General features: G+C 60.2%; 22 protein-coding genes. 8 read left to right on the top strand and 14 right to left on the bottom strand.

Annotated elements, in window-relative coordinates; all coding sequences use genetic code 11:
• Together ACR9ZJ_RS12440 and yjjJ are read right to left on the bottom strand one after the other, a co-directional pair.
• Nucleotides 1–256: ESPR-type extended signal peptide-containing protein (locus ACR9ZJ_RS12440; protein ID WP_481287912.1), on the bottom strand; the 256-nt coding region annotated here is incomplete at its 3' end.
• 102 nt (nt 257–358) lie between these two features.
• On the bottom strand, nt 359–1732 hold the full coding sequence (yjjJ, locus tag ACR9ZJ_RS12445; protein ID WP_481287913.1) for a type II toxin-antitoxin system HipA family toxin YjjJ: 1374 nt from the start codon (nt 1730–1732) through the stop codon (nt 359–361).
• 296 nt (nt 1733–2028) lie between these two features.
• On the opposite strand from yjjJ, the gene ACR9ZJ_RS12450 reads away from it, so the two are divergent.
• Nucleotides 2029–2379, top strand: a complete 351-nt coding sequence (locus tag ACR9ZJ_RS12450; RefSeq protein ID WP_481287914.1) for a CPBP family glutamic-type intramembrane protease — start codon at nt 2029–2031, stop codon at nt 2377–2379.
• On the opposite strand, the gene ACR9ZJ_RS12455 is transcribed toward ACR9ZJ_RS12450, so the two are convergent.
• Nucleotides 2354–3250: an AraC family transcriptional regulator gene (locus ACR9ZJ_RS12455; protein WP_481287915.1), complete on the bottom strand. Its 897-nt coding sequence runs from the start codon at nt 3248–3250 to the stop codon at nt 2354–2356. The two genes, ACR9ZJ_RS12450 and ACR9ZJ_RS12455, sit on opposite strands and share 26 nt — an antisense overlap.
• Before the next feature lie 99 nt (nt 3251–3349).
• On the opposite strand from ACR9ZJ_RS12455, the gene ACR9ZJ_RS12460 reads away from it, so the two are divergent.
• On the top strand, nt 3350–4093 hold the full coding sequence (locus ACR9ZJ_RS12460; RefSeq protein ID WP_481287916.1) for an SDR family oxidoreductase: 744 nt from the start codon (nt 3350–3352) through the stop codon (nt 4091–4093).
• Here ACR9ZJ_RS12460 and ACR9ZJ_RS12465 read toward each other — a convergent pair.
• Nucleotides 4080–4475 carry a winged helix-turn-helix transcriptional regulator gene (locus ACR9ZJ_RS12465; RefSeq protein WP_481282556.1) on the bottom strand — a complete coding sequence of 132 codons (396 nt, stop codon included), beginning with the start codon at nt 4473–4475 and terminating at the stop codon, nt 4080–4082. The genes ACR9ZJ_RS12460 and ACR9ZJ_RS12465 overlap by 14 nt on opposite strands.
• A gap of 50 nt (nt 4476–4525) precedes the next feature.
• On the opposite strand from ACR9ZJ_RS12465, the gene ACR9ZJ_RS12470 reads away from it, so the two are divergent.
• On the top strand, nt 4526–5137 hold the full coding sequence (locus ACR9ZJ_RS12470) for a hypothetical protein (protein ID WP_481287917.1): 612 nt from the start codon (nt 4526–4528) through the stop codon (nt 5135–5137).
• Between the two features lie 73 nt (nt 5138–5210).
• On the opposite strand, the gene ACR9ZJ_RS12475 is transcribed toward ACR9ZJ_RS12470, so the two are convergent.
• Complete coding sequence (locus ACR9ZJ_RS12475) at nt 5211–5513, bottom strand: hypothetical protein (protein ID WP_481287918.1); 303 nt, start codon at nt 5511–5513, stop codon at nt 5211–5213.
• 411 nt (nt 5514–5924) lie between these two features.
• Between ACR9ZJ_RS12475 and ACR9ZJ_RS12480 the strand changes: the two genes are divergently transcribed.
• Nucleotides 5925–8438 carry a M12 family metallopeptidase gene (locus tag ACR9ZJ_RS12480; RefSeq protein WP_481287919.1) on the top strand — a complete coding sequence of 838 codons (2514 nt, stop codon included), beginning with the start codon at nt 5925–5927 and terminating at the stop codon, nt 8436–8438.
• 133 nt (nt 8439–8571) lie between these two features.
• Here ACR9ZJ_RS12480 and ACR9ZJ_RS12485 read toward each other — a convergent pair whose 3' ends face one another.
• Both ACR9ZJ_RS12485 and ACR9ZJ_RS12490 read right to left on the bottom strand, forming a co-directional pair.
• A complete protein-coding gene (locus ACR9ZJ_RS12485) occupies nt 8572–10080 on the bottom strand; it encodes an ATP-binding protein (protein ID WP_481287920.1) in 1509 nt (502 codons plus the stop codon).
• Complete coding sequence (locus ACR9ZJ_RS12490; protein ID WP_481287921.1) at nt 10077–10832, bottom strand: response regulator; 756 nt, start codon at nt 10830–10832, stop codon at nt 10077–10079. The genes ACR9ZJ_RS12485 and ACR9ZJ_RS12490 overlap by 4 nt, the downstream gene beginning before the upstream one ends.
• A 135-nt stretch (nt 10833–10967) precedes the next feature.
• On the opposite strand from ACR9ZJ_RS12490, the gene ACR9ZJ_RS12495 reads away from it, so the two are divergent.
• Entirely contained in the window at nt 10968–11816 is an 849-nt protein-coding gene (locus ACR9ZJ_RS12495; RefSeq protein WP_481287922.1) for a MipA/OmpV family protein, read from the top strand.
• Between the two features lie 520 nt (nt 11817–12336).
• On the opposite strand, the gene ACR9ZJ_RS12500 is transcribed toward ACR9ZJ_RS12495, so the two are convergent.
• Nucleotides 12337–14286, bottom strand: coding sequence for a PIN-like domain-containing protein (locus tag ACR9ZJ_RS12500; RefSeq protein ID WP_481287923.1), 1950 nt, complete (start codon nt 14284–14286; stop codon nt 12337–12339).
• A 249-nt stretch (nt 14287–14535) separates the two neighbouring features.
• On the opposite strand from ACR9ZJ_RS12500, the gene ACR9ZJ_RS12505 reads away from it, so the two are divergent.
• Together ACR9ZJ_RS12505 and ACR9ZJ_RS12510 are read left to right on the top strand one after the other, a co-directional pair.
• The gene (locus tag ACR9ZJ_RS12505; protein WP_481287924.1) at nt 14536–15225 is read left to right on the top strand and encodes a hypothetical protein; all 690 of its coding nucleotides are present in this window, start codon (nt 14536–14538) and stop codon (nt 15223–15225) included.
• Between the two features lie 854 nt (nt 15226–16079).
• Nucleotides 16080–18218 carry a Z1 domain-containing protein gene (locus ACR9ZJ_RS12510; RefSeq protein ID WP_481287925.1) on the top strand — a complete coding sequence of 713 codons (2139 nt, stop codon included), beginning with the start codon at nt 16080–16082 and terminating at the stop codon, nt 18216–18218.
• A gap of 205 nt (nt 18219–18423) precedes the next feature.
• Here ACR9ZJ_RS12510 and ACR9ZJ_RS12515 read toward each other — a convergent pair whose 3' ends face one another.
• Genes ACR9ZJ_RS12515 through ACR9ZJ_RS12540 form a run of 6 tightly spaced genes read right to left on the bottom strand, consistent with a single transcriptional unit; the run spans nt 18424 to nt 24613 of the window.
• Nucleotides 18424–19041, bottom strand: coding sequence for an Eco29kI family restriction endonuclease (locus ACR9ZJ_RS12515; RefSeq protein ID WP_481287926.1), 618 nt, complete (start codon nt 19039–19041; stop codon nt 18424–18426).
• Nucleotides 19038–20255, bottom strand: a complete 1218-nt coding sequence (locus ACR9ZJ_RS12520; RefSeq protein ID WP_481287927.1) for a DNA cytosine methyltransferase — start codon at nt 20253–20255, stop codon at nt 19038–19040. Before ACR9ZJ_RS12520 ends, ACR9ZJ_RS12515 begins: the two co-directional genes overlap by 4 nt.
• The gene (locus tag ACR9ZJ_RS12525; RefSeq protein ID WP_481287928.1) at nt 20252–20671 is read right to left on the bottom strand and encodes a very short patch repair endonuclease; all 420 of its coding nucleotides are present in this window, start codon (nt 20669–20671) and stop codon (nt 20252–20254) included. The genes ACR9ZJ_RS12520 and ACR9ZJ_RS12525 overlap by 4 nt, the downstream gene beginning before the upstream one ends.
• Before the next feature lie 51 nt (nt 20672–20722).
• Complete coding sequence (locus ACR9ZJ_RS12530; protein WP_481287929.1) at nt 20723–21490, bottom strand: TSCPD domain-containing protein; 768 nt, start codon at nt 21488–21490, stop codon at nt 20723–20725.
• Nucleotides 21491–21547: 57 nt separating this feature from the next.
• The gene (locus tag ACR9ZJ_RS12535; protein ID WP_481287930.1) at nt 21548–22444 is read right to left on the bottom strand and encodes a hypothetical protein; all 897 of its coding nucleotides are present in this window, start codon (nt 22442–22444) and stop codon (nt 21548–21550) included.
• A gap of 21 nt (nt 22445–22465) precedes the next feature.
• Complete coding sequence (locus tag ACR9ZJ_RS12540) at nt 22466–24613, bottom strand: adenosylcobalamin-dependent ribonucleoside-diphosphate reductase (RefSeq protein WP_481282543.1); 2148 nt, start codon at nt 24611–24613, stop codon at nt 22466–22468.
• Between the two features lie 361 nt (nt 24614–24974).
• Here ACR9ZJ_RS12540 and ACR9ZJ_RS12545 point away from each other — a divergent pair, with 361 nt between their 5' ends.
• Nucleotides 24975–26345 carry a Do family serine endopeptidase gene (locus ACR9ZJ_RS12545; protein ID WP_481287931.1) on the top strand — a complete coding sequence of 457 codons (1371 nt, stop codon included), beginning with the start codon at nt 24975–24977 and terminating at the stop codon, nt 26343–26345.
• Nucleotides 26346–26429 lie beyond the last annotated feature (84 nt).

Below are 26429 nucleotides of genomic sequence, written 5' to 3' on the forward strand. Positions count from 1 at the left end.
CACCCGCCCGGTCGATGATGGCCGCGCCACCCTGCGCGCTGCATGTCGTCGTATCGGTCGGCTGGCAGACCTGGGCCATGGCCGGAACGCCCACGGCCCACAGGCCGGTGGCCAGCATCGCACCCCATAGCGGGTGCAGCCGCGGCGGGGCCGAACCACCTCCCTCCGTCCGGCCGGCACGCGACGACGAAAGCTCGGAAGCGACCTGCACGACACGCAGCGTTCCGTTCCACACGAGATGGTAAATGCGGTTCATTGGATTCCCCCATGACGTCAGCACCCCCTGCGGGGCTGGCGCGATGGCGCATCTTACCGTCGTTTGGGGTGGCCGGCAGGCAGGAAGCGCGGGGCGGCAAGCCTACGGGGCGAAACGCTGGCGCAGGCGCGACACCACGGTGTGGTTGGCTTCCGCCAAGTCGCGGAATCCGCCGCTTATTTCCGCGTGTGTAGCCACGCGTTGCCAGTAAAGCTCGGCCCACTCCGCCGCCTGGAACCAATACTGCAAATCGGCAGGCGTGGGCACGGCCGGCTTGTAATCACGCGGAGTCAGAGCCCCGCTGGCGCCGGGCCTGTATAGCATCGGCAACATGTCGTAGTTGGGAGTGAGGTGAAACGGAAGTTGGCCGTCGATGAAGAAGCTCAGGTTGCCGAAGTGCATGTCGGTATTGCCGATCAGGCGACCGAACCACCAGCGTTGCCGAATCAGATCCAGCGCACTCTCGCCGAGCCAGCCGCCTTGCACCATGCGAGTCGTCGCGCGGGGCCAATCGTCGCGCTCGCCATCGTGCGCGTCGCTCCATGCGGCCAGCGTCACGCAGCCTCGTCGGCCGTATGTGCCCACGCGATCGAAGCGGGTCACCTCGAGACACAGGCGGCCCTGTGACCAGACGAGCTCAGTTCGGGCGCTGGGATTGCCATGCTCGGCCAGCAACTCACCGGCGATGTGTTCGCAGATCAACAAGTCGGCCCAACGGCGCGCGGCGGGATGGTCATCCACCGGCTCGCTGAACTTCACGATGACGTGGCGGATGGCGCCGTCCTCGTCTTCAACAGTCGCGGTGAACTTGGGTTGCTCGCCCGCCGCGGACGACCCGACGGGCTCTCCAGCGAGCGCGGCCCTTGCCAGTTCTGCGTAATGCACCTGCCGGGACGCGGACGCGATCGGCTCAGGCTCCCATTGCAGAGCACGCTCGAGCGCGGCGTCCCCCAGGACGAAGTCGCCCGGTCCGTCTCCACCACGAAGCAAGAGCGCCGCGAGCACCGCGTCGTCGTTCCAGCGCAGGATGTCGGACGGCAAATCGAGTTCACGCGACCATCGCTGGGCGAACTGGCGCCCCAGGAAGCCTTGCGGCCGTTGGTCGTCGAGGAACCATGGCACCCCGGGGAACAGCCCGTCGACGAATTCATCGCGGAGCCAGTCGACAGGATGCACTGCGGTCACCAGGCTGCCGGCGCCATAGAGGGCGGTCAGGTGACCGAAGGCGACGGGGCGCCCTCGCGTGTCCAGGCGGAACAATGGCCATTGAGTACCCAACCCACGCACATCACGCAGGGCGGCATAGCGGGTGCGGCGTGCATGGCCGATACGGGCAATGTGCCCACCGGCTTCAGCGAGCAAACGCGAGACCGTGGGCTGCGAGGTACCCAGTGCTTCGCCCAGGTCGCGGGCGCTTACAGGCCCTCGTTGCCTCAAGGCATCGATCAGACGGCTAGTCTGCGAATGGACGTTCATGACGTGAATAGATACATGAATAGATACTTTTTATCAATACTTAATTATTTCATGTGCTTACCTAGTTCATTTTCGCTGTAGTGAATAGATTCTTGAATACGCCTGGGTGTACTTCGCCGTCATCGCCATGGCCGCGTTCGGCAGCACGTTCCTGGCAACCGTGGTGTCGGGACGCCATCCCGATCCCAGCCTCGCGTGGTTGCTCAAATGCGCGCTTGTGATGATGTCGGTGGTGATCCTGACGACGGCCTACCTGCGCCGAGATGGTTTGCGCTGGTCGCGCTATGGCGTGTCCCTTGCGCCGCATCGCCGCCGCACTGGCGATACCGACGGTCATCTTCGTGCTCGCACACAAGGCTGGCGGCGTTTCGTGGCTGCCCGCCGTGCTGGTCATCGGCAGCAGCGGCCTGCTTTACGCCAGCTTGATGTCGATGACACGTAGCCTGCCTTTGGTCGCCGGATTCCACATCGCGAACAACGTTGCACAAGATGCGCTGCCGAGAACCAGCGACGGATCACTATGGATGCCCGTCTTCCGCGACGCAGGACTCGCCGAGTCGCATGGGCCGGGCATCTGGACGTGCATGGCGCTCCTGAATCTGTCGATCGCCGCGTGCGCGATCAAACACCGCGCGCATACCGCGTAGGCGGTACCCCCACGTGCCGCGTAAACGCGACACTGAACGTGCTCGCCGAGCTATAGCCCACGCGCTCGGCCACCTCCGCGACATTGCCTTCCTTGTTACGCAGCAGGTTCTTCGCCAAGGCCATGCGCCAGGCGAGCAGGTATTCCATCGGGGCGACGCCGACCGCGCGGTTGAAACGTTCGAAGAACGCCGAGCGTGACAGTGCCGCCTCTTTCGCCAGCTGTGCCACAGTCCATGAACGCGTCGGGCTCTCATGCATCCGCCGGATGGCCGTGGCGAGGCGCGTGTCGGCCAGGCCGCGAAGGAGGCCGGGCGATGCGGAGGTGCCCGCCGTGGATCGCAGGGCTTCGATGAAAAGCACTTCGAGAAGCCGCGCGAGGATCACGTCGCGCGCAGGGCGTTGCGCACGGGACTCTTCGCCTAACAGCCGCACAAGGGTCTCCAACCTCCACTCGCCGCGCACGTGCACGAGTTCCGGCAGGAGCGAGACCAGCAGTGCCGCATCCGGCGATCCGAAGACGCAATGGCCGACCAGCATGCGCACCTCGGCGGGTACGTCCGTATCGCCCAGCCTGTATTCGCCATCGTCCCGTTGAACGGGCACGGCCTGGGCGGTTTCCGGTTCCGGCGGATCGAGGCTCGTCACCGTGAAGCCGTGCGCCGAGGGAATCAGCACGAAGTCGCCATCCTGAAGGACGATCGCTTCACGGCCGTCGATCACCAGGCGGCACGATCCGTCCAGGATCACGCAATAGAACGGCTGCCCGTGTTCCGCACGGCGCACATGCCAACGGCCTGCCCCGCTGCTCACCTTCGAGAGCCGGGCGTCCGGCTGTAGCAGCGAGACGACTTCGGCGAGCGGATCGGTCATGTCCGGACTCCTGCAAACGTTTCGTGGACTTTACATCGTATCTAGTCCGGCGAGGGAGGCCTATCGTTCCAGCCCTGCACACCCCCACAGGAGTCCTCCATGAAAACCGTCCTCATCACGGGATGCTCGTCCGGCTTCGGCCTGGAGATCGCCCGCTACTTCCTCGATCGCGACTGGAACGTCATCGCCACCATGCGCACGCCGCGCGAGGATGTCCTGCCGCGCTCCGAACGGCTGCGCGTCATCGCCCTGGATGTCACCGACGAGGAAAGCATCCGCAAGGCCGTGGAAGCGGCCGGACCGATCGACGTGCTGGTCAACAATGCCGGCATCGGCATGTTGAACGCGTTGGAAGGCACGCCGATGAACACCGCGCGGGAGATCTTCGAGACCAATACGCTCGGCACCATCGCCACGACGCAGGCGTTCGTGCCGCAGTTCCGGGAGCGGCAGTCCGGCGTGGTGGTGAATGTCACCTCGACCGTTACCCTGAGGTCGCTTCCCCTGCTGTCCGTCTACACGGCGAGCAAGGTCGCGGTGAACGCGTTCACGGAATCGTTGGCCCTGGAACTGGAGCCGTTCAACGTGCGCGTGCGGTTGGTGCTGCCGGGACGCGCACCGGATACGCGCTTCGCCGAAAACGGACGGACCCGCATGCAGCACGGCTTCCCCGAACCCTATGCCGGCTTCGCGCAGCGTATTTTCGAGGGATGGGCGGAGTCGACCGAGATCACCCGATCCGTGGACGTGGCGCAAGCGGTATGGCGGGCGGCAACCGATCCGTCGAGCCCGATGCGCATCCCGGCGGGAGCCGACGCCGTGCGATGGGCTAACGAGGCGTGATGGCCGTGCCGCACGCCATGGCATCGGTTCGCGGAAGCGCCGACAGGCGCCGCAGGTGGCCCTCGCCCCATAGGCGTACGGATTCGATGATCGGCAGCAGCGTCTGCCCATAGGGCGTCAACTGGTAGATCACCGGCGCAGGGACCGCGCCGGTGGGTGTCCGCACGACGATGCCATCGGCTTCGAGTTCGCGCAGCTGCTCCGCCAGCACCTTGTGCGAGATGGGCGCGGCGCGTCGTTCCAGCCCGGCGAAGTGCAGCTCGCCATGCGCGAGCCAGTACAGGATCGTCAGCTTCCACTTGCCGCCGATGGCCGCGAAGGCCGCCGACAAGGGACAGCCCTCGATCGGTGCACGGTTACCTGAAGGTGCCTTCTTGTTCATGGTCCCCTCGCGCTCGCATCCTTCCCGCATCGCGCCGACCGGGAAGGACCATGCAAAACACCCTGCGAATCCGCTTCGCCAGTGCGTTGTTCATGCTGGCATGGCTGACTATGTACGCGTTGGCGATGCCCGCGCAAGCCGGTTCCGGCGCCACCCAGCCTGACGGCCAGCATGATTTCGACTGGGAAATCGGCACGTGGAAGACCGAACTGCGCCGCCTGGCCAAGCCACTGTCGGGGTCCAACGAGTGGGTGGAGTACAGCGGAACCAGCGTCATCCGGAAGGTGCTCGACGGCCGGGCGAATCTGGTCGAGTTGCGCGTGGAAGGACCCGGCGGGCGAATCGAGGGTGTGAGCCTGCGCCTCTACAACCCGCAGGCCAGGCAGTGGAGCCTGAATTACGCGAGCGTGCGTAACGGGGCCATGACGCAGCCGGTGTATGGAAGCTTTCGCGAGGGACGTGGGGAGTTCTTCGGGCAGGACAACCTCGATGGGCGGGCGATCCTGGTGCGCTTCGTCGTGTCGAAGGTTTCGAACGATTCGGCGCGGTTCGAGCAGGCGTATTCAGCGGATGGGGGAAGGACGTGGGAGACGAATTGGGTGGCGGTGGATACTCGAATCACCTCAAGCAATCCAGAAGAAAATGCCCTACACCACCGGTGAGCGTATCGAGTTGGCAGCCCGTCTCCGGGCTGCTTTGCGGTAAGGTGCGCTTTTGATTAGGTAGGCGCATTGTTCATGAACCAGAATCATCGTCGGCGGATTCGACGATGCTTACGGTTACCGCCTTCGCCTGATCAGGTACGGGCAAGGAACATACATTATTGGGCGTATGCGGAAGATCCGGTCTCCGCTTAGGCTGTACTGGCAATGGCCAGCGCAATCGTGATCCCAACTCTCTGTATGTAAGCTCGTTGACGATCTCCAGGTCACGTAACAGTTGCTGGCCGTAAAGAGGGTCGCGGGTGGTTAGCTTGTGTACTGGAATAAGTGAGGACGGGGATGCGCCTTCGTCCTTGTTGTCGCCTTCCTTTTGCATATTCTCTCCATGATTACGGGTAGACGTCCCACGACGAGAACCGACAAGATTTTTTTGAAGGCGGTGACTTTATTTTTTGAAGAATCCACCAGCAATAGAAGAATTCTGAAAAATAACTAAGGTTTCGTTGCGGGCAATTGCGCGAGCGATGTCGCGTTAGCGCACATGCCGCATCGGCACGGCAATCTTCCTGCATGCCTATTCATCATGTTCCTATACGAATTCGGCAAATTGATCAGGCACTTATATCGTTTGGACTAACGACACGAAGCATTCGCGAACTTAAGCTCCAAGAAGAACGCACGTAGAGTCGACCCGCCCGCTCCGCCACGACGCGTTTCAAGGCGGCGCCTACGCTTCGCTGCGCAATCGTTCTCGGTGTTTCTGCTATCGAGTCCTGAGAGGTGCACCATGGCAATCAGAATTTCCGGTACCGACCACCTCTGGCCGTTCGGCGTGGTCCCCTTCGAGATCGACGACACCGACTACCCGATCGGCTCACCGGGCCGGACAACCATCATGAATGCGATGGCACACTGGTCCAGCCTCACGAACATCACCTTCTCGCCAAGATCCTCCGAAGCCAACTACGTGCATATTCAATTCGGCGACGCCGAATCCTCATCCGACAGTCCGGTTGGTATGCGCGGGGGCATGCAGATTTTACGCGCGGCAAATCTGGGCTTCTCCGCATCCAACATCATTCACGAAATCGGACATGCCATTGGACTTCAGCACGAGCAGTCGCGACAGGACCGAGACGTCTTCGTGAATATAGACATGAGCAATGTTCTCGAAGACAAGACTCACAACTTCGAGCAGAGCAACGACGACTCTGAGGACTTTGGACCGTACGACTACGCATCCATCATGCACTACCGGCGCAACTCCTTTGCCAAGAATCCGCTGGCCGACACCATTACTCCTATCAGCTGGTTCGGCCATGAAACTCAAGGTGCGGGCGCCGCAACGGGCGACATAACCGGAACCGGGAAGACCGACCTGGTGCTGTTTCACGTCGACAATCCCAAGGACGGGAACGCCGGCTTCTACCGAATCCTGTGGGACATTGACCAGAACGGCAACGACCGCGGGGGTCTATCAGACATCAAGCGAATACCCGGCTGGTTCGGTAGCGAGACTCAGGGCGGCGCTATTGCACTGAGGGACCTGAATGCTACGGGGACTCTCGACCTGATCGTATTCTTCGTCGATCGCGCGGGCGGCGGGAACAGAGGTTACTACCGTATCGGCTGGGACCTGGACACGCAAGGAAACCCTTCCCGCTGGTCCGATCCTATCGAGGTGCCTGGCTGGTTTGGAACGTCGACCCAGGCGGCGGGCATAACGACAGGCTTCATCCGCGGCAATGGACGGCCTGACCTGGTCGTATTCCACATCGATGATCCGGGTGGCAGCAACACAGGCTACTACCGAATCGGATGGTCATTGAATGACGAAGGGCGAGCTCGAAGCTGGACACCCCCCATTCCGATTCCAGACTGGTTTGGCAATGAAACCCAGGGCGGCGGCATTGCGCTGGGCAATCTGGACAACGATGCGAGGCAGAGCTTTATCGTGTTTCATGTCGACAATCCAAAGGGGGGAAACCTTGGTTACGTGAGGGTAGGAAGGCATGTCGACCAGGCCGGTGTAGTGGCCGACGGATGGTCGAAGCCCGTACCCGTCCCCGGCTGGTTCGGCAGCGAGTGCCAGGGAGCAGACATCGCTATCGCCGATCTCACGGGTGCCGGCACGCGCGATCTGGTTGTCTTTCACATCGACAACCCCGACGGAGAAAACCGTGGCTACTACCGTGTGGGGTTTGGTCTTACGCCCAATGGCAGCGCGCCGCTCTGGAGCAACCTGATCCAAGTGCACAACATCGGACCGAACGCTATCGCGACCATCGGCACGACGGCCGGTTTAAGCCCATTGGATATCGCTGCTGTCAATGCCATGTACCCGACCAAGTCAGCAGTTGGACCGCTAAACAAAATTGGCGGATGGTTTGGCGACGAAACCGCCGCCGCTGACGTTGCCGTGGTCGACGTCAGTGGAAATGGCATACCCGACCTGGTGACCCTGTTCGTTGACAACCCTGCCGGCGATAACAAGGCCTACTACCGAATTGGCTGGAATATCGATCCAGCCGGTTTTGTAACCGACGGCTATACCAAGGCACAGGCCATACCGGGTTGGACCGGTACTGAGACCCAAGGCGCTGGCGTGGCCGTGGCGAACATTGGCCATGGTCCAAGCCTGGACCTTGTCGTGTTCCACATCGACAATCCGGCGGGAGGGAATATCGGGTACTACAAGGTCGGATGGGATCTGGATGCAGCCGGCAGCGTGCGAGGAAGCTGGACGCCCGCCATGGCGGTGCCTGACTGGTTCGGGAGCGAAAGCCAGGATGGCGCCATTGCGATCGCCGACATCAGCAATAGCGGCAGACCCGACCTCGTAGTGCTTCACATCGACAACCCGGGTGGTGCCAACCATGCCTACTATCGAATTGGCTGGGACCTGGACATGACCACCGGCGTTGCATCTAGCTGGACCCCGCCGATTCCCATACCGGGATGGTTCGGGAATGAAACGCAGGGAGCAGGTGTTGCGGTTGTCGACCTCAACAACGATGGCTTCCTCGACCTGATCGTCTTTCACATCGACAACCCCAGTGACGGAAACCGCGGCTACTACCGCGTTGGCAAGCGCATTGACGCACTGGGCAACGTCACTGGCGGGTGGTCGAGCGTCGTACCTATCGCAGGCTGGTTCGGCAGCGAAAACCAGGGAGGCGGAATAGCCGCTTTCGACATCAATGGCGATGGCATGCAAGACCTCGTTGTCCTCCATATTGACAACCCTGGCGGTGCGAACCGCGGCTATTATCGCGTGCTATTTTCCCCGCCAGTGCCCTAGAGAAGCGCAAGCGACCGTTGAACTATTCGATGTGGGCGTCCTGGTTCAGCTTGCGCGGGTATGCATGAGGAATTGCGCAAGCCGTTCTGCGTATTCAGGCCAAGTCCCAATAGCGACGATGCAGCAAAGCACCTCACTCCGCCTGCGCGCTCGGCTTCGGCAGATCCACCTGCACGAGCAGCCCATGCGGCACGGCGGGTAACAGACGGATGCTGCCGCCATGGCCGCGTATGACATCGCGCGCAATCGCCAAGCCCAGGCCCGTGCCGCCGGTGGTCCGGTTGCGCGATCCCTCCAGGCGCTGAAAGGGTGCGAAGGCACGTTCGACGTGTTCTGGCGCGATGCCCGGTCCATCGTCGCTGATGGCGATGCCGATGGAATCCATGTGATCACTCAGTTCGACCGTGACGTGCCTGGCGTATTTACAGCCATTCTCAACGAGATTGGCGAGTGCCCGGCGCATGGCCACCGGTTGGCAGGGAAGCTGCGCGTGGTCAGGCCCGCGGTAGTCGACCCACCCACCCGCATCGCATGCGTTGTCGCATAGGCTGATCAGCAAGGCAGCTATGTCCACCGGGCTGTGCGCCTCGGAGGCAGCCTCTCCGCCGGCGAACGCCAGGGTGCTGTTGATCATGGCGTCCATCTCGGCGATGTCGGCAAGGAGCTGCCGCTGCTGCGTTTCGTCATCGACGTATTCGGCAAAGATCCGCAGGCGCGTGAGCGGTGTGCGCAGGTCGTGCGCGATCGCCGCCAGCATGTGGGTACGCTCGTCGACGAACTGCTTCAGCCGAAGCTGCATCTCGTTGAACGTCCGTGCGATCGAGGCGTACTCCGGAATGGACATGTCGCCGATCAGGGTAGGCTCGCGCTCCCTCCCCAGACGCTCGGCGGCCTCGCTCAGTCGCGTCAGTGGTCGAACCAGGCGGCGCGCCATCCATAGCGACAGGATTCCGACGAATAGCAGCGTGACGACAATGATCGCGATGTTCCTGAAGCGGCGCGTTGTAGCCTTCTCGTCCAGGTTCTGCGAGACCACCAGCCAGCGCGAGCCGCCCAGATCGATGGCGATACGGAAGCTTCGCAGTATCGCGATATCCGGCTGCATGCGATTGCGCGCGACGTTGACGAGGCGCGTCGGCAGACTGGCAGCCAGAACGACCAGGGTACCGGTCTCCAGGTCGATATCGGTGGACGTGGTCTCCGCACTTGCGCGGATATCGGCCGAATCGATTCCGATTTGCGGCGCGATACCCCGTACGATCGACGTCAGAAGCTCGGATGATGTGTCAGGCGCCGGCTCCGAGACATGCGGATGCGCCAGGGATAGCGTTCCGCCGGCAAGCGTGGGAGCCATGGTCTTCGCTGCTGCCGAAGACTCCGGCTCGATACGAAACCTCAACCACCCCGACGACGCGAGCGAGTCCAGCTTTTCCTGTTGCTCTTCGAGCCGTGTATTGCGCGCCACCCGAACGGCCTCCACCGTGCGATCGGATAACCATTGACCGTCGATGAGAATGAAGCTGGGTGGCGGCACCAGCCGCTTAAGCATGTTCTGGAACAACTCGATGGACACCTGCGATAGCAGGATCACGATGACGATGCGCGACGTCAGCCCGAACCTTGGACGCCATCGAAACGTCATGCCGCCTGGCCGTCCACTTCGGAGCTGACATCGGCGGCGAAGAAATAGCCGCCGTTGCGAACCGTCTTGATCAGCACCGGATCGAGGGGGTTGGCTTCGATCTTTCGCCGAAGCCGGCTTATCTGCACATCGATACTGCGGTCGAACGGGTTGCTGTTGCGTCCACGCGCCAGGTCCAGCAGGCGATCGCGGCTCAGTATCTGCTGCGGATGTTCCACGAAGGCCAGTAAAAGATCGAATTCTCCACTGGTCAGATCGGTAAGCATGCCGGTGGGCGATTTCAGGCTGCGATGGCTGACATTGAGTGTCCAATCGGCGAAACGATAGACCGTCCGTTTGCTTTGCGCCTGATCCGCCTTGACGTAGGTACGGCGCAGCACGGCGCGGATACGGGCGATCAGTTCCCGCGGATTGAAGGGCTTGACGATATAGTCGTCGGCGCCCAGTTCCAGGCCGACCACGCGATCGGTCTCCCCGTCCATGGCCGTCAGGAGGATGACCGGGATCGGTCGCTCCGGGTTCTGCAACTGCCGGCACAGGGAGAATCCGCTTTCGCCAGGCAGCATCACATCCAGCACGATGAGGTCGGCAGCCTCGCGGCTCAGGGCGTCGAACATCTGCACGCCATCCCCAGCCACGGTGACATACATGCCGTGATCACCGAGGAAGCGGGCCAGCATCGCACGGATGCGCTGATCGTCATCGACGATCAATACGTGCGGCTGGCGAGTGGTTGATGCGCTGGCCTTCATGACCGGACGATAACGCAGTCCGGCGGCTTACGACACGGCTGAAACATACTGAAACGATCTGCAAGGCCCATGTCATCGTCCACGGCGGGCGGTCTCCTAGAGTCCAGGCCTCCGTTATCCCCAGGATGCTTGATCATGAAGAACCTCCCACTCCTGCGCGCGGCCCCGGTGGCATGCGCCGTGGGAATAGCTTTATTCGTGACGGCTACTCCGGCATGGGCGCAAGTAGCCCCGCAGTCCACGCAGGAGGGCGATTGGAATGTGGTCGCAGGCCTCGGCGTCCTGCGCACACCGATCTTCCCCGGCGCATCCAAAAGCCAGATTCGTCCCGCTCCTTATTTGTCGATCGATTATGACGACCGATTTTTCGTGCGCGGCCCCGTGGTCGGAGTGAACCTGCTCCGGTTCGGCCAGGACGATCGCTTTCGGCTGGGGGTGATGACACGCATCACGCCGGAAGCCGAATGGGACGAATCCGACGATCGTGCACTGCACGGTCTGGGCAAGATCAGTGGCGGCATCGATGCGGGTGTGTTCGGTAGCTACCGGAGCGAATCATGGTTCGCTGAACTGGCGGCCACGCGTGGCGCAGTCCTAAGAAAGGAGCACGGTGAAAGCAGCACGCGTGGCAGCGGAACGGCCGTCCAGTTTGGGTTCGGCTATACCACGCACCTTGCGTCCCATCTCCGCTGGATGACACAGGTAAGCACCCAGTGGGCGGATGCGACCCGTACGCGCACCTATTTCGGAGTCTCGCAGGCGCAATCCCTGGCCACGGGGTTGCAGCCCTACCAGCCCAAAGCCGGGATCACCAGCTACGGAGTGACGACGACGCTGAATTACGCCTTCGGCAAGCGTTGGACTCTCACCGGCCTGGTCAAGTATGAGCGGCTGGCCGGGGACGCCAAGAGCAGCCCTATCGTCATTGCCGACGGCAGGACGAACCAGGTCTCCACTGGCGTGTTCCTCGGGTATCAATTCTGATGTGGGGCCGGAAGCGCGGAAACATCGAACGCCCTAGCTGGGCACGGCGCCTGAAATGGCTGTACGGGGGATGTGGCAGACCGCCATGCAAGCCTGGTTCGCACAGCCCGGTCGATGGGTGGGGCGAGCTGGCTGCTTTCGTGCTGCTGGTGAGGCTGACCCTCGATCATCGCGCGACGGAGCCGGTCCGCATTGTTTGCGAAGAGCGCATTCTTCGGGATGCGCGGCGGCTTGCATCCATGGGGTTCTTTGAGCTTTTTGCGGTGCGTTCTGCTCCCCTACGGGCCATGCTTGAGGGTGAGGGGGTGATTAGGCGAAGTTGATGGTGGCCGGGGATTCGATGTGGTCATCATGGATGGTGCAGCGCACGCCGAACTGGCGTACAGATGCGAGCTGACGTGCCCAACCTGGGGATCATTCTTGAATGTCGCTCCTATTCATCCGTATTAGAACACCCGCTTGCGGATAAAGTCATTGCTATTGGGTCAATGCTCCTTCGCAAGAGAGGTAAGCGTCTTGATCATGCACTTATGGACATCAGTTGAACAACCGGAGTCAGAGAAACCATGAACCCAGGAGGGAACCTGAGAGGGGTGTCATCGTCGATAACTGGAGTCTTCTGAATGGTAATGGCTTCGTCCTTTACCAGAAGCGCCTCGGCGACGTCTTCAACAAGCGCGTCGATTCGTACTGTGTAGAGCAACAATGGGTCTCCGATCGAAGTCGCCTTGAGGCTAACTGGCTTATGGCCGTCGATATGCAGCATCACGTCGGAAACCAAATGCTGTCCGCCATTCTCCTCGTGCAGGATTTCGAGGCCGATGAATGGAAGCGGATGGCCAGGCGGCGAAAGCACGTCTCGGCCCGCTCGGCGAAGTTCCGCTTCGACATAGCCCCACGCGGGCGTCCAGCGGGCCGAGGCAAGCAGATCCATGATCAAATCCATGGCGCCACTTTTTGGGAGGCCACGCAACATGCCTCTTCCATCGAAAAACATCTCATATGCGGCGCCTGCGAGGAAGGCCTGTTCGCCTTCCGCGGGCTCGCTGACCCATGCGTCGAAATCACGCAAAAACTCACTTGCCCGCCAAGCGCTCCCGTCCGCCGCCTGGTACACCGCACGCCCAAGCACGAATGCCGTTCCAAGGTCGGCGGGGATCTTTGAACCCCTTAGTTCGAGAATGGCGGGATTCTGGACGTACCAATTATGGGTGTTGATTTGGGTAATGATCTCCTTCTCTTTTCCGGATGGCAGGTCATCTATATATGCCTTCTCATCACGCATGGCGCGCTCGGGAATCGCAAGCGGCGACATGGCAGGCGCCGCTTGATCAACCTCCGCCTCCTTGGGCAATTCCTCGTGGCGTGCGACTTCGAGGTCTTCTGCCTCCATATCGTCCGCTCGGGATTCCTTCGTGTCCTTCTGCTGTGTCAGTGCCTCAATGAACTGCTTGATCCTCCGATCGGACCGCGCGCCAAGTGAACCTCGAGCTAACTCCTCCATGGTGATAAAGGCGAGGCTTCTGTGTCCTACCATGCTCTCGAACTCCGAAACCAATCTCGGGTCCGGAAGCTTAATCGGGGGCAACTCATTCTTCATCGGCTTCGGCTGATGGAGTCGTTCCGGCGCCTCTCGCTGCCGACTAGAGGGGGTGTAAAGGAAGTCATCCTTGCGCTCCTCGCAAAGGATTACGACGTGATCGTAGCGGGCATAGTCGGACAGAGGCCCCGAGGTGCGGATTTCCTTCTGGGCTACGAGTAAGATCTCTAGCCACAGGGCAAGGTCGCCATCGACGTTACCTACCGACGCTCCACGAGCACCTGAATTTGCCTTGTTGCCGTCAGTCAACCCCGGCGGAATGCGGTTTGCCCTGCGTCGGTCGGCCCATTTCTCTAGAAGGCCGCAGTGCGTTGCGAAGTCGATACTGCGAAAGCAATTCTCCAACGCATCCAAGAGCTCTCCATGGATGAACTCGGCATCGAGGTCCTTTCCTAGTCGATCAATATCCTTGTTCCATTTATCGATACGCTGAGCCAAATCCTCAATGACGCCTTCCCTGTCGACGAGGTTCTGCTTCGAGTAAGCATCCAGTTCCTCGTCAGATAGGACGCGCGATAGGATCTTGCGAACACTGTCCGCAGCCGGAGCGCTCCCGAGCTGCTTACTGACGCTACTGGTGAATCCGTGGGTGGTGCCATTCGACTTGAAGGCACGATGGAAGAATTCGTTGCTCGCCCAGCCTGGAACGATCAGTCGCTTCTGGGAGGACGCGATCGCGAGCAAGCTGTAGAAGCCCTCGCGGGCACGGTTGTGGAAGCGAAATGGAAGACCAAGAATGTTTGTATCGACGAACACTAGTGTTCGTTCGTCGCTGAATATCTTAAAACACGCCTCAGTGTATTCCGTATATGACATAGGGAGTGTCCTGATTCCCAGATGCTTGTTGAGCTTGACGAATATTTCGGTCACTTTGCCTGTCCTGTCCTTTGACCATACGTTTCCATAGCTATGTCGGCAGGACAGCACCAATCTTTAGATAATTTTCTGGTATCAAGCTCGCTGAGCTGGTGGTGGTTCGCTGCGCGCCGGCACATACAGGCTGCAAGCGAGCATTTGACGCGCCCGATGCCCCCTAGCTGCGAGAAACCGAGAAAAGAAGTCGCTATATTTACAACTGGTCACGGTCTCCCGGGGTGGCCGACCAATTCGGAGCTTCACATGGATAGCGAGACTTCACTTAGTTTCTTCGAACTGACCCGCCGGCTGAATGCCATGCCGGAATTTGAAGCTTCGACGCCCGCGTCGCAACGGCGTGCAAAGCTTGGATTCGCCCTGTCGATTGCCGCATTCTGCGCTGCGTTCTTGATAACGCGAATCGATATTCCAGCAGCGGTCCAGATCGTAGCGCTGTATGCATTGCTAGCCGCTGAGATCGTTGGCATCTGCATCAATATATGGAGCTCACGGAGCGAGTTCTATGACTTGCGTGAACCACTGAACAACTTTGCTCGTCAGCTGGATCATGACTTTCCTCATCATTATGAGTTAGTCGACTGGCTCGCACGCCAACCCACTCGCCTTTTGGAGCGCCATGCGTCGATGGCCCAATTCCGGCGTGAACGCTTCAATCAGAAACTTCCGTTGGTGGCTGGCAACATGCCCACTCTCGGACTCCTTCCCGTCGTAGTGGCGATTTACCTTCAGGCGCGCGAGTATGCGGCGAGCCGCCACCTGAGTTGGATAGATTTTCTGGCGGGTCTCATCATTGCTTTGATATACGCCTTGACATGGATGCTAGCTCTTATGAAGAGCCGTCTCGATGCCATGGATATGTATTTGAGGATTGCGCTGGATCGGAAGAGATCTGATCAATCGACTGGTCATAGCTCAGTGCTCCCCGTTCGATGAAGGGAAGCGCATATGCTTCTGTTAAGAACGTTGAAGACCGGATCACCCAAATTCCGCTAACGTCTACCTACCCTGTCGCGACTACTGTCCCCAAGTCAGCATTACGTCCAGTGTCGACAGCAGGTTGATTCGCCACGCTATGGAAGATCGTGTCGCTCACTTTCGAGCAGAGCTACTCCCCTCTTGCCCATAGCAGGACGTCGCCATGCCATGACGGAGTTGAAGCTGCGACGTGCGAGGTCAGGATTCGCCCTATCGACCCTCACATTCTGGGTCGCCTTCCTGATAACGCGAATTGACATTCCAGAGCTCGCCCGGTTCGTAGCGCTGCATGCATTGTTAGCCACCGAGGTCGCCGGCATCTGCACCAATATATAGATCTACGGACCGACTTCCATGACTTTCGTGAACCATTGAATAATTTCGCTAGTCGAAAGGATCGCGACTCGCATCATTATTATTTTTAATCACCTGGCTTGAACGCTAACCGTATCGTCTTTTTTTGGAGCGCCACGCATCCATGGCTCAATTTCGGCATTGACGCCTTCAAGGATCCCGTAATTCGTAGCGCAACAAGATACCGGCCAGGGAAAGCGCGTGGATCCGAAGCCTATACGCATATTCGGCAAGCACCAGTTCAAGCGCCCCTAGTAGGCTCCTAAAAGGATCTAATCGCGCAAAGGGCACAGTGCTCGCCTGAATCGTGCCGGACCTCGCATGTCGCCTCATAGAATAGCCAAACATGTCTCGATAGACAGGGGAAGCAGACCGGACCTAAGGCGACGAGCGAAGCAAAGGTTACGAGCGAATCAGGTCAATCGACCGCTGACAGATGCAATCTCTGGGGGATCACAATGAAATTCTATGCGCGCTTACGAGACAAGCGAAAGGATGACGATGCGCTTCAAGAGTGCATCGAAGAAGTAGTGAACAAATTGGATGAGCCGAGCTCGCCGGATCGACCAGGGATGCTTCTCGGCCGAATTCAATCGGGGAAGACGAAGGCATTTCTTGGAATTATTGCGCGCTCCTTTGACCGTGGTTATGACATAGCAATCGTTATGACCAAGGGGACCCGAACCCTAGCGAATCAAACAGTAAAGCGGATTAATAACGACTTTCGAGAGTTTGTGAATGACGACGAGGTCCTCGTATTTGACATCATGAGTCCCCCGGATCTGTTAACGCGAGCAGAACTTAAGAGAAAAATTGTTATCGTCGCAAAAAAGGAAGCGAACAACCTCGAAAGAATTCAGACGCTTTTCGCGGACATCCATCCGGAGCTCTCAGATCGGCGTGTGTTACTCGTCGATGATGAGGCCGACCTTGCTAGCATCCGATTCACGCGTAGTCGAGGATCAAGGAGTACAGAACAGGGAGTCATTGCCGGACAAATCGATACGCTTCGCCGAACGATCGGACGGATCTCGTTCTTGCAGGTAACCGCGACTCCCTACGCGCTCTACTTGCAGCCCGAGACCTACGAAGACGTGAACGGCCGAACTCGGGAAGGCGATGTCTTCTATCCCAAGCGACCTGCATTCACGGTACTCCTTCCAATTCACGACGCGTATGTCGGAGGCGACGACTATTTCGGTGGCCATGGCCCAGGCGACCCTCGACATTATCTCTATGTCGAGGCAGGCGAACGGGAGCAGGACGCACTTCGTACAGCTGACCGTCGATCGATTCATGAAGATCGGCTGTGGACCACGCCCAACGTCAAAACTCTGCGGCTAAGTCTTGCAACGTTCATTCTCGCTGTTTCGATCAGGAGATTGCAGCAGACCTCCCTGGACCAGCGACAGCGCAAGTACGCCATGATTATCCACAATGACACAAAGCGGTCCGCACATGAGTGGCAGTCTGGCATAGTTCGCAACTTGGTTTCGGCATTCGAGAAGGCAGCTCATAACCACGACTCCCATCTCGATGAGATCTTTGATCAGTCTTTCAGCAATCTCGAACTTTCCTTAGGGGCTACTGGCGAAACTTTTCCGAGTCGGTCAGCGGCGAAGAAGGCTTTCCTTAAGATCATTTCCGAAGGCGAGATCAACATTCAGACTGTTAACTCCGACTCTCAACTTGAGGCATTGCTCGATCCAGAGACCGCCGAGCTTAAGCTTCGAACACAAGCAAACATCTTCATCGGCGGAAACATCCTTGACCGTGGAGTTACAGTTCCAAATCTTCTCGCCTTCTACTACGGCCGAAATCCTAGACAGATGCAGGCGGACACAGTACTTCAACATTCGCGGATGTACGGAGCTCGCCCAAGGGCGGACCTAGCCGTCACGCGGTTCTACACATCGCGAGCAGTGTATGAGCGACTCAGCCGAGTATTCGACCTCGAATCAGCGCTTCGCGACGCGTTCGAGAATGGATCACATGACTACGGTGTCGTCTTCATCCAGAGCTCTCAGACTGGAGGCATACGCCCCTGCGCCCCCGGCAAAGTTGCAGTGAGTAACGTCGTGTCACTAAAGGCGAGTGGAATGCTGCTTCCGACAAATTTCAATACGCTTTCCTCCACAAACATGCGGCCCGCAATGAGGAAAATTGAGACATTAATTCCCGAAGGTCCAGATGGGGAGTTCATTTCTATCTCGCTGCCACGGGCTCTAGAACTGATTGAGGCAATAAGCCACACCCTTCCGATTGATACCGGCTTCGATTTCGAGTGGGGCGCAATGTCTGGCCTTCTAACGCACTACAGCCGTGACTCGCAAGACACCGTAGAGATGCTTGTACAACGAGGCCGCCGACTCGACAAGAGCAACTCCGGTGACCGCTCGGGCGTATCCATCCTCGGCACGGCTGAACTACGCGACAAAGTGAGATCGCACGGGCGGCGCGCCCCTGCGCTAATCCTTCTTTTGCAGGAAGGAGGTGAACCCCTAGGCTGGAAAGCTGGACCATTCTGGTGGCCGATACTCGCAGCACCGCCGGGAGCTCCTGCTTGCGTGTTTGCAACCAAGGAAGCTGCCGACTAGCGAGAGCTAATGCCTTGTGGAGCGTCCAGATACCGTTTGGACGCTCTCGCTCGCACTCCAAAGCATTGCTTTACTAAGCCCCAATTCAGCTGACGCGCCAGGCAACTCAATGCGACGCAACGCCGAATGTGGAACCTAGGGAAACTCTGCCAATCTCTACAATGCTTCCCTAGCTGGCTCACATGCAGATTTGATCCATCCGATTTTATGGAAGGAACCGAAATGCGTCCAGGAATGCCTTTGCATCCCTCTCAATGTCCTCGGCGGACTCTTCTCTAACGCCAAGCTTCGAAACCCACGGCCTGCCCGGATGAAGAACATCCCAGCGGGAACGCTTTCCTTTATGTCGACCACTGCCGGGATCATGATTGCCGAATCCGTCGATAAGCTTGTTCCAGAGTGGGCCGTACCTAGAAATTACCAGCGACTCGCCCAATGGAATCCATACGTCATCCAGCACGAGATAACGACACGAAAAGTCCTCAACTCGAAGGTTCTCGGCGGCGCGGATACTTTCTGCGTGCTCAATCAATCTCTTGTAGAGCACGGAGCCAGCGATGGCATCGAGTTCGCCGCCACGGCGCGCGCCCTTCGGCACAGCTTTACCAACGTAAATAGGTACGCCCGGGTCGCCTTCTTCCACCCGTGCCAAGGCCTCGTATGATGCAAATTCGCCCCGGTAGTAGATCGCATATATCCCCGCTCCGGTAAATGACTTGAGCGATGATAGGGGCTGGGACGGCTGCGATAGGAGCGCACCGACAATGCTGGCGCCTAGATTTCGCTTGTCTAACGGATTGAAGGGAACAACCGTAGCTGTCATGCAACATTCCAACGCAATGGAATTGTTCGACTTAGCTCAGCAGCTTCAGCCGAGAGAAGAGAATGAGCAACGCTGGCAGCAACCTGCCTTGCCAAAACAACTGGCACCGCATTGCCCAATTGGCGCATGGTTTCGCTCCATGCCCCATGGAACATGAATCCATCTGGAAATGTCTGAAGGCGGGCGCTTTCGCGGACAGTAAAGTAGCGAACGCTACCATCTTCCTTGACAAGCATATTCTCCCCGCCGGGAACACCATGCCCACCAGCTTTCAGTGTCTTCGCTGGAAGATCGAGGGGACTTCCCGTATGCCCAGGATAAGTTCGAGCGCCGGGCTGGAAGACATGGTTACTGAATTTATGAGCGCGCCTGGACTCGGGATCGGGTAGACCAACAAGCGCGTCGCGAACAGTACGCCATGGCTGCAACGTCACTAATTGCGCTTGCCTCAACTTCTTGACGCGGTTCTCGTACTTAGCCGGACATTGAGGACGGCGAGCTCTAGCGATTGCGTGCCTATCCCAATACTCGCCAGTTATCCATTGAGAGGCGAGAAGTGCGTTGAAGTCATGCGTAGCATCGGGAAACGACCACTGAACATCAAGGTCAGACCGGAATCCGACCATGAAGACTCGCTCACGCTTTTGTGGAACGCCATAGTCCGCGGCGTTAACTAGCGTGGGAACAACCCTATACGACAGGTCATCCCCACGAATCCGCCCACGGGTGTGTCGAACTTGCAGCCTCATTAGGTGGTCGTACCAGCTTTCATTACGCCGGCTGACCACATTTGGGTACGCCAGCTGCAAGAGTATGTACTGGTAGTAGTTGGCAAACGCCGAGCGCGTAAGACCTTTAACATTCTCTACGATAAATGCCTTCGGGCGAAGTTTGCGCACTATGTCGACGGTAGCCGGAAACATATCGCGATTGTCATCATGCGCGAGATGCTTGCCGCCCATGGAGAACGGCTGGCAAGGAGGCCCCCCAGCAAGGAGAGCAACTTCTTCGTTGAACTCGCTCCAATCCACATGCCGAACGTCCCCTTCGTGGACATTCCAATTGCGAACTAGCGGGTAATCGCGCGAGGCGTTTTGACGCAGCGTGTCACAGGCCCATTTGTCCCATTCGACAACCTTCAAGGCATCGAAACCTGCCAACTCGCAGCCCATCGCGAGTCCACCGGCACCGGCAAAAAGCTCCACCGAATTCATTGTATCTCCGAATCGTTCAGAAACGTCAGCAGTTGAGCGCGGAGCGCGCCTAAGTCAGACAGCTCACATTCCCACACAACGAGTACATGCCACCCTGCCTCGCGGAGGGCCTTTTCATTCGCCATATCACGCTTGCGATTAGCGTTCAACTTCGGAAGCCAAAAGTCCAGCCGCGAGCGGGGCAATCGAGCTAGCGAACATGCATCGTGACGATGCCAAAAGCAGCCATGGATAAAGATGAGCTTTCGGCGCGACCTAAAGACGATGTCGGGTCGACCGGGTAGGTCTCTCGCGTGCAGCCTGTACCTAAATCCCATCCCATGAAGCAACCGTCGTACAAGCATCTCCGGCCGTGTATCCACGGAACGAACACGACTCATTCGTTCGCTGCGCTGAGCCTTCGAAAGAGTATCCATTCGTTGCCTACTTAGCTGGTGTCAGTGCTGCACAGTCGGCACCACCTCACCTCACCCGCACTTCGAATACCCACAATTCAAACAAGTCTGGCACCCATCCATCAACACCAGCGCCTGCGTATTGCACTTCACGCACAGCGTGGCGCCAGGCGGGAAGCCGGAGGCTTCGGTGGAGGCTGAGGCGGACTGGCTTTCGCCGGCGGAGCCGGCTCCCACAGGAGCGGCGGACTTGGCGGCGGGCTTCGCGTTCGCGTTTTCGTAGGCGGCGCGCTTTTCCGCGATGAGCTGGCGGGTGGCGTCGCTCATTTCGGGGTCGTGGATCAGGCCGATCGACTTCATGTGCTGTTCGATCACGCCGCCGATCTCGGCCACGATGCTGGGCATGTAGATGCCGCCGGCCTTGAAGTAGCCGCCGCGCGGGTCGAAGACGGCCTTGAGCTCTTCGACGATGAAGGTCACGTCGCCACCCTTGCGGAAGACGGCGGACAGGATTCGGGTGAGCGCCACGATCCACTGGAAGTGGTCCATGTTCTTCGAGTTGATGAAGAGCTCGAAGGGACGGCGCTGCTCGTGCTGGGTACCGGCGTTCAGGACGATGTCGTTGATCGTCACGTACAGCGCGTGCTCGAAGAGCGGCGACTTGATCTTGTACGTATTGCCGACGAGGGTCTCCGGTCGCTCCAGGCTTTCGTGCATCTGGATGACTTCGGCCACGGGCGCGGCTTCTTTCACCGGCGACGGGGCGGGGGCCGGGCTGGCCTTGTCCTCGGGCTTAACGACGTTGTAGCCCTTGATCTTCTTTTCGATCTTGATCGCCATGACTTTTCTCTCTTGGATATCCGGCCCGGCGCGTACGCCGGGCCGGATGGGTACTACTTACTTACGACGGCCACGGCCGGCGCTCTTGCGCGCCGACGTCCGGCCGGTCTTGCTGGCAGTGGACCTCTTTACCGCCTTGGAGGCGGCTTTCTTACCGACAGCCTTGCGGGCGGTCGTCTTGCCGGCGGCCTTGCGGACCGTCTTCTTCGTAGCCTTCCTGGCGACGCGGCCGGTGGTCTTGCGACCGGCTGTCTTCTTCGCCACGCCCTTGCGGGCCGTCTTCTTGACGGCGACCTTGCGGCCGGCCGACTTCTTCACCGCGGCCTTGCGGCCCGCCTTCTTTGCGGCGACCTTGCGGGCCGGCGCCTTCTTGACGGCTTTCCTGGCGGCCTTCTTCGTCGCCTTCTTCGTCGCCTTCTTCGCGGCGACCTTCTTCACCGGTGCCTTCTTGGCCGCCTTTTTCGCAGCAGCCTTCTTCGCCGGCGCCTTCTTGGCCGAAGCCTTCTTGGCGGCCGACTTCTTCACCGTGGCCTTCTTAGCCGCCGACTTCTTGGCGACCGACTTCTTCGCGGCAGCCTTCTTGGCCGAAGCCTTCTTCGGCGCAGCCTTCTTCGCAGCCGCCTTCTTCGTGGCCTTCTTGGCAGCCTTCTTCGCCGGGGCCGGAGCGGCCGGCTCTTCAGCCACGGCCTTCTTCGCCGGAGCCTTGCGAACCGCCTTCGTGGCCTTGGCCGCGGGCTTGCTGGTGGCGTCGGTGGACGGGGTCTCGCTGATCGGGGCCGGAGCCTCGATCACCTTCTTGGCGACCGGCTTGCGCTTGACGACTTTCTTGGCGACGACCGGTGCAGCTGGCGTCACGGGAGCGGCGACTTCCGTCTCCGCTGCCGGCGTGCTGTCGGTATCGATGGTGTCGATCGAGGGCAGTTCACCCTCGACGATCTGGTTTTCACTCGACATACGTATTCCCTCTCCGCGGGGTCAGAACTTGCCGTAATAGCCTTCCTTCAAGGCATCGAAGAGGTTCGCGGCGGTGTGCATTTCACCGTCGTACTCGACCTCGTCGTTGCCTTTCAGTTCGACAACGCTACCGTCTTCCAATTCGAAGCGATAGAGGGTGTTCTCAAGGTCGGTTTCCTTGACCAGCACACCCTGGAACGCGGCGGGGTTGAACCGGAAGGTGGTGCAGCCCTTCAGACCCTGCTTGTACGCGTAGAAATAGATGTCCTTGAAGTCTTCGTACGGGTAGTCCGTGGGGACGTTGGCGGTCTTGGAAATGGAGGAGTCGATCCACTTCTGCGAGGCCGCCTGGATGTCCACGTGCTCCTTCGGGCTGATGTCGTCGGCCGAGACGAAGTAATCCGGCAGGCGGGTCTTCGGGTCCTCGGAGAACGGCAGGGCGTCGCCGTTGATGAAGGCACGGTAGGCCAGCAGCTCGTAGCTGAAGACCTCGACCTTCTCCTTCGACTTCTTGCCCTCGCGGATCACGTTGCGCGAGTAATGGTGCGCGAAGCTGGGCTCGATGCCGTTGGAGGCATTGTTGGCCAGGCTCAGCGAGATGGTGCCGGTGGGGGCGATGGACGAGTGGTGGGTGAAGCGCGCACCGGTCTCGGCCAGGGCCTCGACCAGGTTCGGGGCCACCTCGGCCACGCGCTGCATGTAGCGCGAGTACTTCGCGTGCAGCACGCTGCCCTTGATGGTCTGGCCGACCTTCCAGCCGTCCTTCACCATCTCCGGGCGCTTGCGCAGCATGTCGCCGGTGACTTCGTAGTCGCGGGCCAGGACGGGCGCCGGGCCCTTTTCCTTGGCCAGGTCCAGCGCCACTTCCCAACCGGCCACGGCCATCTCGCGGGAGACTTCTTCCGTGAAGGCCACGGCGTCGGACGCGCCGTAGCGCATCTTCAGCATGGTGAGGGTGGAACCCAGGCCGAGGAAGCCCATGCCGTGGCGGCGCTTGGACATGATCTCCTCGCGCTGCTGCGGCAACGGCAGGCCGTTGATCTCCACCACGTTGTCGAGCATGCGGGTGAACACGCGCACCACTTCGCGGTACTCGTCCCAGTCGAAGCGGGCCTTCGGGCCGAACGGGTCGCGCACGAAGGTGGTGAGGTTCACCGAGCCCAGCAGGCACGAGCCGTACGGCGGCAGGGGCTGCTCGCCGCAGGGGTTGGTGGCGCGGATGTGCTCGCACCACCAGTTGTTGTTCATCTCGTTGACGCGGTCGATGAGGATGAAACCCGGCTCGGCGTAGTCGTACGTCGAGACCATGATCATGTCCCACAGGTGCCGCGCACGGATGTGGCCGTAGATCTTGCAGGCCACCAGGCCGTCGTCACGGGTGACGTAGTTTTCCTTGGTGGGCCACTCGCGCCAGATGACCTTGGCCGGATCGGTCAGGTCGATCTCGTGCTGTTCCTTCACGTGCACCGGGAAGACCGTGGGCCAGTCCTGGTCGTTCTCCACCGCGTCCATGAAGCCGTCGGTGATCAGCAGCGACAAGTTGAACTGGCGCAGGCGGCCATCCTCGCGCTTGGCGCGGATGAATTCCTTGGCGTCCGGGTGGGCGATGTCGAAGGTGCCCATCTGCGCGCCGCGGCGGCCGCCGGCGGACGAGACGGTGAAGCACATCTTGTCGTAGATATCCATGAACGACAGCGGGCCCGAGGTGTGGGCACCGGCGCCGGACACGTAGGCGCCGCGCGGACGCAGCGTCGAGAATTCATAGCCGATGCCGCAGCCGGCCTTCAGCGTGAGGCCCGCCTCGTGCACCTTCTCCAGGATGTCGTCCATCGAATCGAGGATGGTGCCCGACACGGTGCAGTTGATCGTCGAGGTGGCGGGCTTGTGCTCCAGCGCACCGGCGTTGGACGTGATGCGGCCAGCGGGGATCGCCCCGCGGCGCAGGGCCCAGAGGAATCGCTCGTACCAGTGGTGGCGCAGTTCGTCGGTGGCTTCCACGTCCGACAGGGCGCGCGCGACGCGCTTGTAGGTCTCGTCCACCGAGCCGTCGACGGGCTCGCCCGACTTGGCCTTCAGGCGGTACTTCTTGTCCCAGATGTCGTACGAGGCGGGCTGAAGCGGAATCGCCGCGGTCTCAAGCCCCATGGCTTGCGCACGTGCAGTGCTCATGTATGTCGTCCTCGAGTCTCGGCCCTTGTAGGCCTTCTTATAGGTATGCGATGGCGCAACCTGCCGGTGCCCCTCCCCCCGGAGGTCTCACCGACCATCCTTGTACCCTCGCCGGCTCCGAAAAGCCTTTGCCGACGATGGTTTGACGCTTGTACCTGACGATCCGCAGCACCAGCACTTGGTAGATAGCGAACTTCGGAACACAAGATGTTGTGGTTGCGGCCGGAGTGAACCTTAAACCCGGAGGGTGTCGATGTAAAGTGTCGGCGAAGGCAATCTCAAGGATTGAAACCCGGGGGCGCGGTTGTGGTCGAATGCCCCCGAGAACGTGCCCGGAGCACACCAGACAAGGAGCTTTTCAATGCCTGCCAGCAGTTACCGGCGAACCACTTTGTTCACCCTCGGCGCCGCCCTGGCCTTGAGCCTGGCCTCGCCCGCGTTCGCTTCCCTGCCGCCATCCGTCGATGGCCAGCCGATACCTTCGTTGGCACCGATGCTGGCCAAGGTTACGCCCGCGGTGGTGAACATCTCGACGAAGACGCACGTGCGCGCACGCGATCCCTACTTCGACGATCCGCTGTTTCGCCAGTTGTTCGGCAACCAGGGGTTCCAGCGCGAGCGCGTGGAGCAGAGCCTGGGCTCGGGCGTGGTCATCGACGCGGCCAAGGGCTACGTGCTGACCAACAACCATGTCGTGGGCGGCGCGGACGACATCACGGTGACCCTGCAGGACGGCCGCGACTTCAAGGCGAAACTGCTCGGCAGCGATCCGGACACCGACGTGGCGGTGCTGCAGATTCCCGCCGACCGCTTGCAGGCCCTGCCGATCGCCGAGTCCTCGCAACTGCGCGTGGGCGATTTCGTCGTGGCCGTGGGCGATCCGTTCGGGCTCGGGCAGACGGCCACTTCGGGCATGGTCTCGGCGCTGGGCCGTTCGGGCCTGGGCAAGGGTTTCCAGAACTTCATCCAGACCGACGCCTCGATCAATCCCGGCAATTCCGGCGGCGCGCTGGTGAACCTGCGCGGCGAGCTGGTCGGCATCAACTCGATGATCTTCACGCCCTCGGGCGGCAACGTGGGCATCGGCTTCGCCATCCCCACCGACCTCGCCACCGGCGTGATGAAGCAGTTGCTGGCCTACGGCAAGGTGCGCCGCGGCAACCTCGGCATCGAGGTGCAGGACATCACGCCGCGCATCGCCCAGGCGCTGAACCTGAAGGACACCAATGGCGCGGTGGTCACCCGGATCAACGACGGCTCGCCGGCCGAGGGCGCGGGCGTGCAGGTCGGCGACGTGCTGACCGCGGTCGATGGCAAGCCGGTGCGCGCGGCGCAGGATGTGCGCAATGCGGAGGGCCTGCTGCCCCTGGGCGCGAAAGTGAAGCTCACGGTGAAGCGAGACGGCGCCACGCAGGATGTGCAGGCGACCATCGCGGCGGTGAAGCTCGCCACGCTGGACGGCGCGAAGGTGGATACGCGTCTGGCGGGGGTCACGCTGAGCGATCTCACGCCGGAGCAGAAAGCGCAGGGCTTGTATGGCGTGGCGTTGAGCAGCGTGCGGCGCGGGTCGGCGGCGGCTTCGGCGGGGCTGCAGGACGGGGATATCGTGATCGGGATCGCGCAGCGGCGGGTGGCGGGGGTGAAGAGCCTGCCGACCACGGGGTCGTTGGGTGGGCGGCAGTTGTTGCTGACTGTCGTGCGGGAGGATGCGGTGTATTACGTGGTGTTGTGAGGGCATCGCCGCTGAAGCGGCTCCCACAAGGGCAGCGGCTCTGCGATCGCCGCTTGAGCGGCGACCTGTCTCTTATACACATCT

The sequence above is a fragment of the Luteibacter sp. KNZ12-1A genome (genome assembly GCF_056755675.1).

What these genes read in the sequence shown, in the direction of transcription:
- ACR9ZJ_RS12515 (WP_481287926.1), bottom strand. Translation starts at nt 19,041, where the DNA reads ATGACAGCTACGGTTGTTCCCTTCAATCCGTTAGACAAGCGAAATCTA.
- ACR9ZJ_RS12530 (WP_481287929.1), bottom strand. Translation starts at nt 21,490, where the DNA reads ATGGCGATCAAGATCGAAAAGAAGATCAAGGGCTACAACGTCGTTAAG.
- ACR9ZJ_RS12465 (WP_481282556.1), bottom strand. Translation starts at nt 4,475, where the DNA reads ATGAACAAGAAGGCACCTTCAGGTAACCGTGCACCGATCGAGGGCTGT.
- yjjJ (WP_481287913.1), bottom strand. Translation starts at nt 1,732, where the DNA reads ATGAACGTCCATTCGCAGACTAGCCGTCTGATCGATGCCTTGAGGCAA.
- ACR9ZJ_RS12490 (WP_481287921.1), bottom strand. Translation starts at nt 10,832, where the DNA reads ATGAAGGCCAGCGCATCAACCACTCGCCAGCCGCACGTATTGATCGTC.
- ACR9ZJ_RS12520 (WP_481287927.1), bottom strand. Translation starts at nt 20,255, where the DNA reads ATGAATTCGGTGGAGCTTTTTGCCGGTGCCGGTGGACTCGCGATGGGC.
- ACR9ZJ_RS12470 (WP_481287917.1), top strand. Translation starts at nt 4,526, where the DNA reads ATGCAAAACACCCTGCGAATCCGCTTCGCCAGTGCGTTGTTCATGCTG.
- ACR9ZJ_RS12535 (WP_481287930.1), bottom strand. Translation starts at nt 22,444, where the DNA reads ATGTCGAGTGAAAACCAGATCGTCGAGGGTGAACTGCCCTCGATCGAC.
- ACR9ZJ_RS12495 (WP_481287922.1), top strand. Translation starts at nt 10,968, where the DNA reads ATGAAGAACCTCCCACTCCTGCGCGCGGCCCCGGTGGCATGCGCCGTG.
- ACR9ZJ_RS12505 (WP_481287924.1), top strand. Translation starts at nt 14,536, where the DNA reads ATGGATAGCGAGACTTCACTTAGTTTCTTCGAACTGACCCGCCGGCTG.
- ACR9ZJ_RS12485 (WP_481287920.1), bottom strand. Translation starts at nt 10,080, where the DNA reads ATGACGTTTCGATGGCGTCCAAGGTTCGGGCTGACGTCGCGCATCGTC.
- ACR9ZJ_RS12455 (WP_481287915.1), bottom strand. Translation starts at nt 3,250, where the DNA reads ATGACCGATCCGCTCGCCGAAGTCGTCTCGCTGCTACAGCCGGACGCC.
- ACR9ZJ_RS12480 (WP_481287919.1), top strand. Translation starts at nt 5,925, where the DNA reads ATGGCAATCAGAATTTCCGGTACCGACCACCTCTGGCCGTTCGGCGTG.
- ACR9ZJ_RS12510 (WP_481287925.1), top strand. Translation starts at nt 16,080, where the DNA reads ATGAAATTCTATGCGCGCTTACGAGACAAGCGAAAGGATGACGATGCG.
- ACR9ZJ_RS12525 (WP_481287928.1), bottom strand. Translation starts at nt 20,671, where the DNA reads ATGGATACTCTTTCGAAGGCTCAGCGCAGCGAACGAATGAGTCGTGTT.
- ACR9ZJ_RS12475 (WP_481287918.1), bottom strand. Translation starts at nt 5,513, where the DNA reads ATGCAAAAGGAAGGCGACAACAAGGACGAAGGCGCATCCCCGTCCTCA.
- ACR9ZJ_RS12545 (WP_481287931.1), top strand. Translation starts at nt 24,975, where the DNA reads ATGCCTGCCAGCAGTTACCGGCGAACCACTTTGTTCACCCTCGGCGCC.
- ACR9ZJ_RS12460 (WP_481287916.1), top strand. Translation starts at nt 3,350, where the DNA reads ATGAAAACCGTCCTCATCACGGGATGCTCGTCCGGCTTCGGCCTGGAG.
- ACR9ZJ_RS12540 (WP_481282543.1), bottom strand. Translation starts at nt 24,613, where the DNA reads ATGAGCACTGCACGTGCGCAAGCCATGGGGCTTGAGACCGCGGCGATT.